The organism is Leuconostoc miyukkimchii (assembly GCF_019656055.1).
Lineage (GTDB): Bacteria > Bacillota > Bacilli > Lactobacillales > Lactobacillaceae > Leuconostoc > Leuconostoc miyukkimchii.
In genome coordinates this window covers 68,809-84,320 of record NZ_BPKY01000002.1, presented here as the reverse complement: position 1 = coordinate 84,320, position 15,512 = coordinate 68,809, and the positions used below count along the sequence as shown (strand labels likewise).

The following is a 15,512-nucleotide window of genomic DNA, read 5'->3' as shown; positions in this document are numbered from 1 at the left end:
ATATTCATTATTACTCAAAAACTGTGCAATTACTTTTATTGACAAGGTTAATTATAAAAAGTAAATAATTAAAAAAAGAACACAAGTGATACTTAATTGGAAAAGTATCACTTGTGTTTTTTTTGGAAATACAATAAATTTAGCAATAATGCAAGATTAAAAAACAAAATTATTAATAATAAAATAATTTTATCACAATGCTAAAATTCTTATTAAAATATAATAAAAGTATAAATAGCCTTTTAAAAATAAAGAATATAATAAGAAAAATAATGAAATGTAAATTAAATGATATGCGTTTATCTTAAAAATAGTTTATAATTTAACACGTGTTAAGCCAAGGGAAAAATGGTATACCGCATAAACCAATAAGGAGAAGTGAACATTTATGTTTGATAGAGAGAGAGTAGTAAAGAAAAAATTGTACAAGGCTGGGAAAAGCTGGGTTATTGGTGGCGCAGCAGTGTTAACAGTTGGATTAACAGGAACATTGCCAGAAATTGTGTCGGCGGATACGGTGGTTAGTAGCCAACCAGTGACGCAGGTAACTACAGATAAGAGTAAAATTGATACTGATACTAGTGATCAAACAGGCAAACAGAATACTGATTTGAATGACAAGGTCACACTACAGGAAACCACTAAGGATAGTATATCTGCAGATACAAAAACATCGGAAAAACAAACAGATGACGGTGTTAAAAAAGATCAAAACCAAACTGATAGTCAGACAACTGACCAAACAGCGACCAAAGTTGATGATACCGACAAAACCACACCAGTCAGTATTGATCAGACTACTGCAAACAAGGAACCAAACGACAACGTTGTAGATAATCAACCTGAAGTTGAACAAAAGCAACCTGATGTTACAGATAAGGGTTATATTCAAAAAGATGGTTCATGGTTTTATGTCAAAACTGACGGCCAAAATGCTAAAGGTTTAACAACCATTGACAATAATGTACAATATTTTGATAATAATGGTGTACAAATAAAAGGTCAGTTAGTAACGACAAATGGGCATACTTACTATTTCGATAAAGATTCTGGCAATGCATTGACGGACGTCCAAAAATTAGGAACTCGTACAGTAGCGTTTAACCAGGCTGGGGAAGAAGTAACGAGTAGTTTCTATCAAGCTAAGAATAATCAAACTTATTATTTTGATGAACTAGGCAATGCGGTAGTTGGATTAAAAAATATTGATGGGCATAATTATTATTTTGATACTTTAGGACAATTAAAAAAGGAATTTTCGGGTGTATTCGCTGGTCACGTAATGTACTTTGATCAGACAACAGGTCAAGAAGTATCTGCAACGACATCACAAATTAAAGAAGGTTTAACATCTCAAAACACAGATTATACCGAACATAATGCGGTACACAGTAAAGATAGTGCCGATTTTGAGAATATAGATGGTTATCTTACGGCCTCTTCTTGGTATCGCCCTAAAGACATATTACGAAACGGTCAAAATTGGGAAGCTTCTACAGCAGAAGATTTTCGCCCAATCTTATCTGTTTGGTGGCCTGATAAAAAAACACAAGTAAATTATTTGAATTACATGTCACAACTCGGGTTAATTGATAATAACACAGGTTTTTCAACAACTAACGATCAAACGTTGTTAAATCAGGCTGGGAACTATCTACAAAAAGCCATCGAAACTAAAATAGGTCTTAATAAAAGTACAGAATGGCTAAAAGAAGCCATTGATGCCTTTATAGTGACACAATCACAGTGGAATCAAAGTAGTGAGGATCCCAAAAACGATCACTTACAAAATGGTGCACTATCTTTTGTCAATAGTCCATTGACACCTGACACTAATTCTAACTTTAGACTATTAAATCGTACACCAACAAATCAAACTGGTGAACAAAAATACAATTTGGATAATTCAAAAGGCGGATTTGAGCTCTTGCTTGCCAATGATGTCGATAATTCAAATCCTGTTGTTCAAGCAGAGCAATTAAATTGGTTATATTATCTAATGAATTTTGGATCAATTACGGCAGGCGATGATTCAGCCAACTTTGATGGTATCAGAGTTGATGCCGTTGATAACGTTGATGCAGATTTATTACAAATTGCTGCTGATTACTTTAAATTGGCTTACGGTGTTGATAAAAGTGATAGCGATGCGAACAAGCATCTTTCTATTCTTGAAGACTGGAGTCATAATGATCCACTTTATGTCAATGATTTTGGAAATAACCAACTCACAATGGATGATTATGCACATACTCAGTTAATATGGTCATTAACAAAATCGTCTGATATTCGTGGTACAATGCAACGATTCATGGATTACTATATGGTTGATCGTAGTCATGACAGTACAGAAAACACAGCTATTCCAAATTATAGTTTTGTACGTGCACACGATAGCGAAGTGCAAACAGTTATTGCACAAATAATATCTGACTTACATCCAGATGTTGAAAATAGTTTGGCACCTTCTGCGGAACAATTAGCTGAAGCATTTAAAGTGTACAATAAGGATCAAACACTAGCTGAAAAACAATATACTCAGTACAATATTCCAAGTGCTTATGCTATGTTATTAACTAACAAAGACACTGTACCACGCGTGTATTACGGTGATTTGTATACAGATGATGGTCAATATATGGCAACTAAATCACCTTATTTTGATGCAATTAATACATTATTGAAAGCTCGTGTACAATATGTTGCTGGCGGACAATCTATGTCAGTTGATAAAAATGATATATTAACGAGTGTGCGTTATGGAAAAGGTGCCATGACTGCTGAAGACGTAGGTACAGCAGAAACTAAGATGCAAGGAATTGGTGTTATTGTAAGTAACAACAAGGACTTACATTTAGCAGCAAATGATACAGTTGTTTTGCACATGGGAGAAGCGCATAAAAATCAAGCATTCCGAAGTTTGTTGCAAACGACAATTGATGGTTTGGCGTACTATAGTGATGATGATGCACCAATTAAATATACTGATAATAATGGCGATTTGATTTTCACTGGTCAAAATATTTATGGTGTTCAAAATCCTCAAATATCAGGTTATCTAGCTGTTTGGGTTCCAGTTGGTGCTGAACAGGAACAAGATGCACGTACAGATTCTGATACAACAGCGCATACTGATGGTAAAGTATTTCACTCAAATGCTGCCTTGGACTCTCAGGTTATTTACGAAGGCTTTTCAAACTTCCAAGCCTTTGCTACGAATACAGATGAATATACCAATGCAGTCATTAGTCAAAATGGTGATTTATTCAAACAATGGGGTATCACTAGCTTTCAGTTAGCACCACAATATCGCTCCAGTACAGATACAAGTTTCTTGGATTCGATTATTCAAAATGGGTATGCTTTCACTGATCGGTATGATTTAGGATATGACACAGCTACAAAATATGGTACTGTCGACCAACTACGATCTGCTATCAAGTCGCTACATGCTAATGGTATCCAAGTTATTGCTGATTGGGTACCCGATCAAATTTATAATTTGCCAGACAAAGAATTAGCGACAGTGACACGAACAAATTCGTATGGCGATGATGATACAGAATCAGATATTGATAATGCATTGTATGTTGTTCAAAGTCGTGGTGGTGGTCAATTCCAAAGTCAGTATGGTGGTGCTTTCTTAACAGAACTACAATCAAAATATCCATCACTATTTGAAACAAAGCAAATTTCTACTGGTGTTGCAATTGATCCTAGTGTTCACATTAATGAATGGTCAGCCAAGTACTTCAACGGTTCCAATATTCAAGGAAAAGGTGACTCATATGTCTTAAAAGATAGTGGGTCGAATAGTTACTATAAGGTAACTGCAAATAATAATGGTGGTATTTATTTGCCTAGCCAGTTAACAAATGATTTGTCTGAAACTGGGTTTACCCATGATGATAAAGGAATTATTTATTACACCTTGAGTGGTTCACGCGCCCAAAGTACGTTTGTTCAAGATAATAATGGTAACTATTATTACTTTGACAATACAGGGCATCTAGTAACTGGATTACAACAAATCAAGACACACACTTACTTCTTCTTGCCAAATGGTATCGAACTCGTACAATCATTTTTGCAAAACGAAGATGGCACAACCGTATACTTTGATAAAAAAGGCCATCAAGTGTTTAGTCAATACATCGTAGATCAAACGGGTAGCGCGTATTACTTTGATGATCTTGGCATCATGGTCATTAATGGTTTCACCACAATCGATGGACACAAACAATATTTTGATAAAAATGGTATGCAAGTAAAAGATCAATTTTTGAAGGCTACCGATGGCAAGTTGTATTACTTACAAGCAGGTAATGGTAACTTAGCAATCAATCGATTTGCTTCTAACAGTCAAGGGCAATGGTTCTATTTTGATGAAAACGGTGTTGCGGTTAAAGGATTACAAATCATAAATGGTAATCAAAAGTATTTTTATGATGATGGTCACCAGAGTAAAGGTCAATTTATCACGGTAGATGGTCACTTAGTTTATACTGATGTTGCAACTGGGAATCTGGTAACAGGTATACAAAAAATAAATGGCGTTAACTATATTTTTAATAACGTTGGTATTCTGTTATCAAACGAATATTATCAATTACCTGATGGGAAATGGTCTTATGCTGATTCAAAGGGACAAGTAGTAGTCGGATTCATTAAGGTTGACGGCAAGCTTAAATATTTTGATAAGAACGGGGAGCAGGTTAAAGGAGATGTTGTTGTTGATCCAGAAACTGGCTTGAATTACTATTTTGAGAGTATTAATGGTAGTGCTGTCAATAATGACTATTACTATTATCAAGATAATTGGTATTATGCTGATAACAACTATCAAATTGTCAAAGGATTTATTGCGTTAAACGGTCAATTACAACACTTTGATGAAAATACAGGTGTTCAAACAAAAAACGATCAAGCAATCATTTTCAGCGGGAAAGTGTATCGATTTGATAATAACGGTCACCTTGTGTAATGTTAAAAAAAAGATAATAGTAAAAAAGGACATGTCTGTGAATAAAGGCATGTCCTTTTTTACTACTATAGTACTGAAGTTGAAAATTCAATGGTGACTTCTAGTAGTGGTTGTGATTAGTTTTTAGAATTTGAAATATTAAATGTTATAATAAGATAATTTTATAAATACTATTTTAAGAGGTAAAGATGAATAAGAATTACATTGCGCGTATGCGCGAAAAAGTGGGGCATGAGGGGATGATCTTTGTATCAGCTTATGGTGTTTTATGGAATGAAGCCCATGATGCAATATTGCTTGAGAAACGTTGGGATTCAGATGCTGGATGGGGATTTCCAGGTGGTTATCTTGAATACAAGGACTCGCCAATGCAAGCGGTTATTCGTGAATTTAAAGAAGAAACTAATATTGATGTCGAGGTAATTCGTGTACTAGGTATTTCTACTAACATTACAGACAAGAATTCTTGGGGTGATGCTCAAGAAACCATTGGTATTGGTTTTGAAGTGAAGCAAGTTGCTGGATACTTAAAAAAAGATGGGACTGAGACGTTGGATCTACAATTCGTGCCAATTGATCCTGAACCGGTTATGTTTGTACCGCAAGCTCAGGAAACAATGCATCGCATTTTAACCGAGAATGAAATATCAGATCAACCTTGGCTGCGTGAAAACGGCGAATAATATTGATGTTAACGCTTATCTACCAATTTGAAATTAAAGACAATTTATAGTTTGAGTCCAGTAACTTTTTAATTTAACGGAGAATATAAAATGACAAATCAAGATAATATATATTTACTACATGGTTACACCGCATCCCCTCAAGATAATTGGTTTCCCTGGTTACGAAGCATGATGCAAGAAAAATTAGGACAAGAATTACAAATTTTAAATCTACCAAACTCTGATAGTCCAAATCCTGTTGGATGGAACAAAACTTGTGATACTGAGATTAATCCGCAAAAAAATCTGACAATTATTGGACATAGCTTAGGTTGCATACAAGCTTTGCACTATATTGAACAACATGATGTTCAAAACGTTAATGTTATTTGTGTATCTGGGTTTGACGAAACAACACATACGTTACCGCAACTCAAACAGTTTACAGCAGAACCAATAGATTATAAAAATGTCCAATCAAAAATTAAGCAAGCGGTTGTGATTTCTGCTATAGATGATACTATTGTTCCGTCATTTTATTCAGAAACATTAGCACGTCATCTAGGATGTAAATTTGTTCTCATGCCAAATGGTGGGCATTTTATTGATCAGGAAAATGTTTTAACATTACCAGTGGTGTACCAAGAGTTGAGACAGATGCTAGCTAGATAAACAAGTGCTAGCATTATTAGCAAACATTTAAATGAAGATGGTTATTTAGTGGTTTAATGTGTAGGAGGCAAGAATTTTACTATGTATTAATATCTGAGCTATTTCAGATGGCGACTCAGGATCGTCCTTTTTTAACCAATGACCTATGATACTGACAATTTCACTGACAAGTAAATCATTTGCGTAGTCATCAGGAATTTGAGGTATTTTTTTTATGGTCATATGTTGATACTGTTGACTAATTTCGTGTTCAATTAAGTCATAAAGTTTATAAACGAACTGTGAATCACCATTTTTTGAGAGAAGCACTTTAAGTGTAAAACGATTTTTATTCAAAAATTCGAAAGATTGAATAAAACTACGATAGGGTGAATTATTACCTATTTCAGTTTTTAAATTAGAATTATTAGCATCGTCTAACCATGACATCGTTTTATCCATATTAGTCTGCATTAATTTTTCTACATGGTTTAACAAATAAGATTCAATTTTTTCTAGTACATCATATTTATCAAGATAATAAATATAAAAAGTACCACGACTTAAATGAGCAGTACGCGTGATATCTGAAACAGTCACATTGTTTAATCCTTTTTCAGCTACCAATGTTACAAAAGCGTTCATAATCCGTTGTTGAGTGACTTTGTTTTTTTCTTGACGATTCATAATAGTCTCCTGAATATAATTTGACAGTTGCTAAGGTTTTGTCCATTGATTTTTGCATAACCAATGCTAATATAATCTATAGTCAAAAGAAAATCAACACGTTGTTAAAAAAGGGGCGTAATATGCTTGGAATAGAATGGAAAAAAATATGGAAAAACAAATTTATGGTAATTGTTTTAATTGCTATAGTTTCAATTCCCTCAATATATGCGGTTGGCTTTTTAAAATCGATGTGGGATCCCTATGGTAAAATTAAAGATTTACCTGTTGCGGTTATCAATGAGGATAAATCAGTTCAGTATAATGGTAAAACACTTGCGGTAGGAAATAAGCTGCAAAAAAGTTTAAAAAAATCTGATGCTATGGATTTCAGTTTTCCATCCCAGGAAACAGCTAAAAAGGGATTATCTCAGGGCAAATATTATATGGTCATGACAATTCCGGATGACTTTTCAAAAAATGCTACAACATTACTTGATGATCATCCTAAAAAAATGTTGATTCACTATACAACAAGTTCGGGACATAGTTTCATTGCTGGTAAATTTTCAAAATCAGCTGCCGAAAGTATTGGTAATTCGATATCTTCACAAGTGACCAAAACCTATGCTGAGACGTTGTTCAAGCAGATTCAAACATTAGGTAATGGTATGGGCACAGCAGGTGATGCCAATAAAAAATTAGGGAACGGGACACAACAGTTACAATCAGGAAACCAAACAATCACAACAAACTTACAAACGTTGGCGTCAAGTAGTTTGACATTCAGTAGTGGCACACACACACTAACAGATGGACTTTCTCAATATTTCAGTGGTATTAATCAATTAGACACGGGAAGTTTAAAATTAACAAGTGGCTTGAATCAATTAGACAATCAAATTCCGATATTAGGTGCTGGTGTTTCACAATTGGCGAACGGCTCATCATCAATGAATGTTGGTTTGCAACAATATACCACGGGTGTTAATCAACTTAATACTGGCGCACAAAAGTTAGCAGATGGGGGCGGTAGTTTAACAGCTGGTGTCGATAAATTAACTACTGGTGCAGACAATTTATCTCAAGGTGTTAGTGCTTACACACAGGGTACAGATGAATCGTATAAAGGGAGTCAAAAGATTTCGGATGGTTTAGCACAGATGAACCAAGCTTTAAATAGTGATGAATCTAAAAATCAAGTGACCCAACTACAAACTGGTCTTCAAAATTTTCAATTAGGACTCAATCAATTAAAATCATCGTTAGATAATAATAATCAAAATTCTGAACAAATTACTAGTTTAACAACGAGTATGAATAGTCTGGCTTCAAATGTTGTCACACTTGGTAACTATATTAATGGTACGCAAGGTAAGATTCAAGATGTTGCCAAGTCGCAAAAATTAACTGATGCACAAGTCAATGCGTTACAAACAGCGTTATTACCAACAGATGATATCAATAATTCACTTAAATCAACAACATCGAATTTAAACGATTTGCAAAAGAATTTAACAGTTTTAATGAATTCTAGTGACAAAAGCAGATCACCATTAAAAACGATTGTCGACACGCTAAATAGTAATTATGGCACCAGTGATGATACGAAAACAGTGTATGGTGGTGTTAACAGGTTGATTTCATCACTGACACAAGTTAGTCGCTCAACTGAACAATTGAATACTGGTGCTGCGCAATTGACCGGTGGTTTGTCACAATTAAGCGGGCAATCTCAACAATTGGTTAACGGATCAGCGCAATTACAGGCGGGACTTGCACGACTCAATACTAATGTGCCATCATTAACCAATGGTCTCGAAAAATTAGCTAATGGTAGTACCAAGCTGAGTGAGGGTACGCAAAAGTTATCTCAAAACGGTGATAAGCTTAACGTTGGCTCACAAAAAATAACCAGTGGTTTATCCGCATTAACTGAAAAAGTGCCGGCGCTGGGATCCGGAGTATCTCAATTGTCAGCAGGTAGTGGTCAATTAACTAATGGATTAGATAAGTTAGCTGGCAATAGTGATAAATTGTTAACTGGGTCTAATCAGTTAGCAAACGGTGCTATTAAAATTGCTGATGGTAGCCGTAAGCTAGCAGATGGTTCAGCAAAACTCGGGGATGGATTAATAAAAGTGAAGGCGGGAAACAACACACTTTCGGACAAATTAAGCCAAACTCATGATAAGGTTAATAAACTCAATCCAAATAAATTAACTTATAGTCAACTAGCCAAACCAGCAAGTACTAAGCATTTTGAAAAAGACAAAGTACCAAATAATGGTACATCTATGGCGCCATATATGTTATCAGTTGCCTTGTTTGTTGGTGCGGTCGCATTTAATTTAATGTTTGATTTAGTTACACCACTGAAGTATCCTAAGAAGGCGATTAGTTGGTGGGCAAGCAAAATGTCTGTGCTTTATCCATTTGCATTTGTACAGGCAGCAATGATGTATCTCATTTCTATGAGTGTCATCGGCATAAAACCTGTACACGCTGCAGCGACTTTTGGTGTTTTGATTCTGATTTCTTTTACTTTTATAAGTGTTGTCACAGCACTCAACTTGTGGTTTGGTAAAGTTGGTTCATTTTTATCAATGATCCTTATGGTTATTCAATTAGGCGGATCAGCAGGAACTTACCCGATTCAACTTTCAAATGGATTCTTTGAGGCGATTAATCCATATTTACCAATGACTTATTCTGTTAGTGCATTGCGAGAAACTTTAATGATCGGTGGGTCATCAAAGCCTGACGTGATAGTTATGCTGTTGATATTTATTGTCTTCACAGGCATAATGATTGGATTTTATATGTTCAAGCAATTAAAAATCAAAAAAATTAATTATGAACATAGTTAATACTTAAAAAAGCAATCGTTAAGATTACTTTTTTTGTTACCTGATAAACCTCACTGATAATGAGACTATATATTTTTTTAAAAAAATTGGATAATTATCAAAATATAGTAATTTTATGTGCTCTGCAACACTCAGAATTATTTGAGATTTAATTTTTCAAGTTCTTGTAGAATTTTACGTTGTAATTCAAGCGTTTCTTCGTTTTGTTTTTGAATTTTTAAAGCGTCATTATGCTCCTGGTTATATCCCCACTTGTTGGTTGGATTACTAATAAGCGCATCATTAATAAAACGAATCGTGAAAAATACTATTGTGGCAATCAAGACAGTCGTTAACAGACTATTAAAAAATGCTGAAAATGGTACAGTAACACGATTATAATAAGTAGTATGTTGGCTAGTAAATAACCAAATTCTAAGAAAATCAAATAATCCCAATACAAAGTTAACAAGTTCTTTTACCGTGGCGCCAAAACTATTTCCCACGACGACGGAAATCACAAAAGTAATCAAATTAGGTGCAAAAAGAAACTGTTTAAATTGACCAAAGGATTCATTGGATTTATTGAGTAGCTGATTAGTTTGGTATTTAATGAATTTTTTAGGGTTCTTCATGAGTATCAAATAATTCCTGTCATGTGTAATAAATTTAAGTATACCAAACCAACAAAAAACATGCCATCGTGTAATGAGGTATCTGAAATCTCAATTTGAATATTTAGATATCATAAAACTCGATAATTTTGACATTATATTGTGTTCAAGTTATCGAGCGTACATCAAATGTAATTTAAAAGACTTTCTTTTTAATATTTACTGTCAATTTTTTTAAAAAAATTATTTAATACTTTCTAGTGCTTCGGATATAGCCGTGTTACCATCACTCATTTTTATGACTTGCTTTATAGTTTGATCATGATTAATAATTTCTGCAAGTGTTTCAGCAACGTTTTGAATTGAATTTTTAGCTTGCGCTTCTTCATTAATGCTGATTTTATGGGTTCCAGTTGTTTCAGTTAAAGCGGTCGCCTGTAAAATTGTGTAATTTAATGATGTTTGATTAACTAAATAGTTGTCTGCAAAAAACTTGGCAATATTATAATCTAAAAGGCTAGCCATAGCTGGATTATGCCATTTTTGAGGTTCCAATGAGAACGCAGAACTCAGCATAATAAATCTGGGAATTTGATTAATTCGAGCAACTTCCATGACCTTAAGTGCACCAAACGCATCTGTTTGTAATAGATCCTTACTGCGTGATCCAGCGACAAAATAAATAACATCTACATTAATAATGATTTTTGATAAAGTTTCTATATCATCATGTAAATCAATTTTTACAGGAATGACATTGTGATTTTTGGTAACTTTTTCAGGTGATCTTGCACCAGCAACGATCTGATGATGCTGTTGTACGAGATTTTTAATTAATGCTTGAGCAACTCGTCCATTGGCACCTACAACAAATATTTTCATACTATTCTCCTTATGTTGTTTATCATTTTGAGACTTACTTACTGTAAGTGAGTTTAACACATTTATCAAATATTTGAAATTACAGGAACTTAATTGATTAGTTTGGACGTTTTTTAGGTGTGAAAAATTAAGAATAATAGGTCTATTTCTAAGAACATTAGGAAATAATATTGCAATGAAAATGATATTATAAGGTTACAACTAATTCACTAAAAATTGTGTGGTGTATGATATGACAAAAATAAATAAAATTAAACCAGTATACAATATTACAAAAATTGAGAGTCATGATGCCGAAAGTTTTTTAAATTTGCAAAAAAAGCTGGATCAAGAAACTGATTTCATGTTACTTTACCCAGAAGAAAGAAATTTAGATGTAGCTGTTTTACGAGCAAAAATTTTAAATAATAATAACAGTGGTGATGGATTGTTTGTGGCGCAAGAAGATGGTGAATTTGTTGGCTATATTATAGCTCTAAAAGGGAAGACCATAAAAAATAGACACAGCGCATACATTGCTATGGGTGTATTAAAAATTGCATCTGGCCAAGGAATTGGACAATCTTTATTAGGAAAAGTTGATTATTGGGCACTACAAAATAATATTACTAGACTTGAATTAACAGTAATGGCTCACAATATAAGAGCACAAGGATTATACCAAAAAATGGGTTTTCAAATTGAAGGAGTCAAGAGAAAGTCATTGAAAGACTTGGAAGGTAATTATATTGATGAGTTGTTTATGTCTAAGTTAACCGTTTAATAAATTTAAGTGGTTGATATCTTGGTTTCATTAACCTATTCCAATCTTAAATAATTCTTTTGATTTTCCAAAAAGACCAATAATTGACAACATATCATGATTGATTTAAAATTTACTTATAAATAATAAGTTGAGGAGAAGAATTTGTTCAATAGGAAGCTAGGATCGTTTTCTTTTCGTCTTTTTTTATCAATTGTTGGTACCGTTATAATTGCTTTTGGTATTGTTTTATTTCGTTTGGCGAACACGGGTATTGACCCAGCTACGGCTGCAGATGTTGGTATATCAGATACGTTTCACTGGAACTTAGGAAATTATCAACTTGCGTTTAATGCGTTGTTGTTTTTTGGGGTTTTGTTGTTTGATCGTACACAATTTGGCATCGGAACATTAATCAATATGTCATTACCAGGATACATTGTTGCCTATTGCACACCAAAGCTTAGACCGATAACCGAGAGTTGGTTTGGGAATTTGTCTTACTTTGAAAACATCCTGTTATTTGTTTTTGGCATGCTTTTATTTTCAATAGGAATTGGAATTTATACAAGCGTCAATCTTGGTGTGTCGCCATATGATGCGGTTGCGCCGTTGTTTAACAAGAAAAAATGGGCTAGTTATCGCCTGACAAGATCTATTCAAGATTTATTCTTTTTTGGTGTTGCTGTGGTATTTGGTGGGCCACTGGGTATCGGAACATTTTTAATCGCCACACTCACTGGCTATATTGTACAATATTGGCGTCAAGTATTTAAAAAATTACAGCAACGTATACAAAAAGCATAAAATGCATGATATGATCTCACATAATATTTTGAGATTGCACCATGCTTTTTTAATGTGTTAATAAAATTAATAGGCGTTGAAAAAAATATATTTTAACAGTATTTTGACTAACTGATTTAAACCTTTGACCTTCATGGTACAATTTAGCGAATGCACTTTTAAAATATTGAAAATAAGTAAAATATACGACATTCAATTTAGATTTTTAGAATGATAGTAGGGGAAGAAAATGCGAAAAAAAATTATATGGATTCTGGTCACAATAATAGTACTTTTAATTGTTGTTGGCAGTACTTGGAAATTGAGTAAACATCGGGTGATTCCTAGGGCAGCGGATAGGTCAAATAGTATTCCGACACTGTATGTACATGGTTGGGGGGCAGGTGCTCGGTCGACAAATAGTATGATTCGGTATGCAGAGCAACATAATCATGCAAAAAAAGTTTTAACCGCAACGATTTCACCAAAAGGTGAGGTCAGTTTTAGTGGTTATTGGCCGAAAAATGCAAAAGATCCTTTGATTCAGGTTGTTTTTGTCAATAACAAATATGCTAACTATCAGGTAACACAGAAATGGTTTGGTAATGTCTTAATGAAGCTACAAAAAGACTATCATATTGAAAAATACAATACAGTTAGCCATTCAATGGGTAATTTGACAACTATATATTATCAATTTACTAACGGACAAAATAAACAGTTACCAAAACTTAAAAAGCAGGTTAATATTGCTGGTAATTTTGATGGCATTATTGGCATTGATGACAAACCTAATCGCAATGTATTGCAAGCTAACGGTGAACCCAAACTCCAGAACGAATATTTTAGCTACTTAAATGCACATCGTCAGGGTTATCCTGATAGAAAAGTTGATGTGTTGAATATTTATGGCAATTTACAAAACGGCACGCATTCAGATGGCGATGTGACAATAGTTTCTGCGAGATCTCTAAAGTACTTACTTCGCGATAAATATAAAACTTATCAAGAACTCGAAATATCAGGTAAAAAAGGACAACATAGCCAACTGCATGAAAATGTACAAGTAGATCGTGCAATTAGTCAGTTTTTGTGGCCGTAATAGTGTCTCAGACTAGCGACTAATTTCTATTAATCAATGGTTATAATATACATACTAAATAATTAAATGCGTTCTATTGAACTATAGTTTATTTAGAAAACATTTAATTGAGTTTATAAATGCTAAACAGTGAACGAGGTATGATAAATACACACTTAAAATATTTGTGAACAGTTTTGAGGATGAAGTTATAATGTTATTATGTTCATTAAGATATCCCGAAAGGTCAACGTGTAAATGCGAGTAGCAACCACTTATACTTGCGTATTGACCGGTTATCTTTTTTTTTAACCGCTTATTTCAATTAAAATTTCAGCAGTAACTTTTTTAGTATGATATTGAGTGTTGAAAGATATTTATTATATAAAAATTCATTGAACTGGATTGCTTATTGTGTAGGAATATCATTTCATACAACTAAATTTGAGTAAAGAGTGGAATTATCAAGCATGGTTAATAGTCTAAAATTCATTTGCGAAATCATTCATAACACGCCTTTCTGGGTATGGGTCGTTCTGGTAATAATAGTTAAACGAGGATTAGCATTACTAAATGATAGTCCGACTAATATAAAAAGGTCAATCATAATGCCTCTTGTTTTTGTTATCTGGGGTCTAGATACAGTGGTAAATAAGTTTGCTTTTCCAAATAAGTTATTGAGTTTTTACTTGTTTGCGTTGATTCTGGGTTTTCTATTTAGTTATTTACTTTATATGCAACGATCCTTTTATGTTAAGAAAGGACAATTAATTCAAGCGGGTAGCATTCTACCCTTGGTTATTATGCTAACTAATTTTCTAGTAAAATATAGTCTGAATGTTATTTTAGCGATCCATCCAACACTTTATATCCAAACGAACTTCAATATTTTTTATGGCATAATTTCTGGATTCACAGTTGGATTATTCTTTGGCGGCATTTATAAAACTTTTATAGCAAAGAAAAAATTGACAAATTCATAGTGGGATTTGTTTATTGATAGCTCGAATATTGTTTTAAAGTGTTTACAATTCTAGCAACTGCAAATGATATTTAATAGTTTATAAATCATTTTATTAATAAAAATATGATAAAATTAACTTATTTTTAAATTAAAAAGAGAAGAGACTGTGGAAATGATTTTTATTGTCATCGTAAAGATAATTATCTCGTTGTATGCATTACTAATGATAGTTGCATCAGTAGCGGAACTAAAATCCAAAGGACGTTGGGGTAATCTATTAAATTTATTGACGGGACTAGCTATTTTGTTTTCTAATTTTGCTGATATAGCGTCATTCAAAATAGTAGCAATTATTGGGCTAATCATTTTTCAATTAACTGCTATTTTGAATGGCTTTCAAAACAAGTCTTTTCATATCAAGCATCATATTGTCAGATTGTTCATAACAATAATTTTGATTACACTAGTAATTTTTATTTAATTGTTGAAATGGCGTGACGCTGGCAAGTTGGAACTAAACTCAAAAGTTCATCAAATTGTACACCAAAGGCATTATATGGTATTACTTTATCTTCTTTAAACAGGTTAATTGGGATCATTTTGTCTTCCTTTGTGTTTTAAATTTAAT

At 33.3% G+C, this 15,512-nt stretch carries 13 protein-coding genes; 9 read left to right on the top strand and 4 right to left on the bottom strand.

Going from position 1 to position 15,512, the window contains the following annotated elements:
• The first annotated feature begins 388 nt into the window (after nt 1–388).
• From K5Q13_RS02800 to K5Q13_RS02790, 3 genes are all read left to right on the top strand, one after another.
• The gene (locus K5Q13_RS02800) at nt 389–4,984 is read left to right on the top strand and encodes a glycoside hydrolase family 70 protein (protein WP_220739689.1); all 4,596 of its coding nucleotides are present in this window, start codon (nt 389–391) and stop codon (nt 4,982–4,984) included.
• A gap of 188 nt (nt 4,985–5,172) precedes the next feature.
• Nucleotides 5,173–5,667, top strand: a complete 495-nt coding sequence (locus K5Q13_RS02795) for an NUDIX domain-containing protein (RefSeq protein WP_220739687.1) — start codon at nt 5,173–5,175, stop codon at nt 5,665–5,667.
• 90 nt (nt 5,668–5,757) lie between these two features.
• Nucleotides 5,758–6,321: an RBBP9/YdeN family alpha/beta hydrolase gene (locus K5Q13_RS02790; protein WP_220739684.1), complete on the top strand. Its 564-nt coding sequence runs from the start codon at nt 5,758–5,760 to the stop codon at nt 6,319–6,321.
• A gap of 45 nt (nt 6,322–6,366) precedes the next feature.
• Here K5Q13_RS02790 and K5Q13_RS02785 read toward each other — a convergent pair whose 3' ends face one another.
• The gene (locus K5Q13_RS02785; protein WP_220739682.1) at nt 6,367–6,987 is read right to left on the bottom strand and encodes a TetR/AcrR family transcriptional regulator; all 621 of its coding nucleotides are present in this window, start codon (nt 6,985–6,987) and stop codon (nt 6,367–6,369) included.
• 122 nt (nt 6,988–7,109) lie between these two features.
• Here K5Q13_RS02785 and K5Q13_RS02780 point away from each other — a divergent pair, with 122 nt between their 5' ends.
• Nucleotides 7,110–9,836: a YhgE/Pip domain-containing protein gene (locus K5Q13_RS02780; protein WP_220739680.1), complete on the top strand. Its 2,727-nt coding sequence runs from the start codon at nt 7,110–7,112 to the stop codon at nt 9,834–9,836.
• Between the two features lie 137 nt (nt 9,837–9,973).
• Here K5Q13_RS02780 and K5Q13_RS02775 read toward each other — a convergent pair whose 3' ends face one another.
• On the bottom strand, nt 9,974–10,450 hold the full coding sequence (locus K5Q13_RS02775; RefSeq protein ID WP_220739678.1) for an MscL family protein: 477 nt from the start codon (nt 10,448–10,450) through the stop codon (nt 9,974–9,976).
• A 222-nt stretch (nt 10,451–10,672) separates the two neighbouring features.
• Nucleotides 10,673–11,311, bottom strand: a complete 639-nt coding sequence (locus K5Q13_RS02770; protein ID WP_220739676.1) for an NAD(P)H-binding protein — start codon at nt 11,309–11,311, stop codon at nt 10,673–10,675.
• Nucleotides 11,312–11,543: 232 nt separating this feature from the next.
• On the opposite strand from K5Q13_RS02770, the gene K5Q13_RS02765 reads away from it, so the two are divergent.
• The 5 genes from K5Q13_RS02765 to K5Q13_RS02745 all read left to right on the top strand — a co-directional run bounded on the left by K5Q13_RS02765 (nt 11,544) and on the right by K5Q13_RS02745 (nt 15,365).
• The gene (locus K5Q13_RS02765) at nt 11,544–12,074 is read left to right on the top strand and encodes a GNAT family N-acetyltransferase (RefSeq protein ID WP_220739674.1); all 531 of its coding nucleotides are present in this window, start codon (nt 11,544–11,546) and stop codon (nt 12,072–12,074) included.
• A gap of 144 nt (nt 12,075–12,218) precedes the next feature.
• Complete coding sequence (locus K5Q13_RS02760; protein ID WP_220739672.1) at nt 12,219–12,860, top strand: YczE/YyaS/YitT family protein; 642 nt, start codon at nt 12,219–12,221, stop codon at nt 12,858–12,860.
• A 229-nt stretch (nt 12,861–13,089) separates the two neighbouring features.
• Complete coding sequence (locus K5Q13_RS02755; RefSeq protein ID WP_220739670.1) at nt 13,090–13,941, top strand: alpha/beta hydrolase; 852 nt, start codon at nt 13,090–13,092, stop codon at nt 13,939–13,941.
• Nucleotides 13,942–14,390: 449 nt separating this feature from the next.
• A complete protein-coding gene (locus K5Q13_RS02750) occupies nt 14,391–14,903 on the top strand; it encodes a DUF6622 family protein (RefSeq protein WP_220739668.1) in 513 nt (170 codons plus the stop codon).
• A gap of 153 nt (nt 14,904–15,056) precedes the next feature.
• On the top strand, nt 15,057–15,365 hold the full coding sequence (locus K5Q13_RS02745; RefSeq protein ID WP_220739912.1) for a hypothetical protein: 309 nt from the start codon (nt 15,057–15,059) through the stop codon (nt 15,363–15,365).
• Here K5Q13_RS02745 and K5Q13_RS09620 read toward each other — a convergent pair.
• Complete coding sequence (locus K5Q13_RS09620; RefSeq protein ID WP_281420480.1) at nt 15,358–15,483, bottom strand: hypothetical protein; 126 nt, start codon at nt 15,481–15,483, stop codon at nt 15,358–15,360. The two genes, K5Q13_RS02745 and K5Q13_RS09620, sit on opposite strands and share 8 nt — an antisense overlap.
• Between the last annotated feature and the right edge of the window lie 29 nt (nt 15,484–15,512).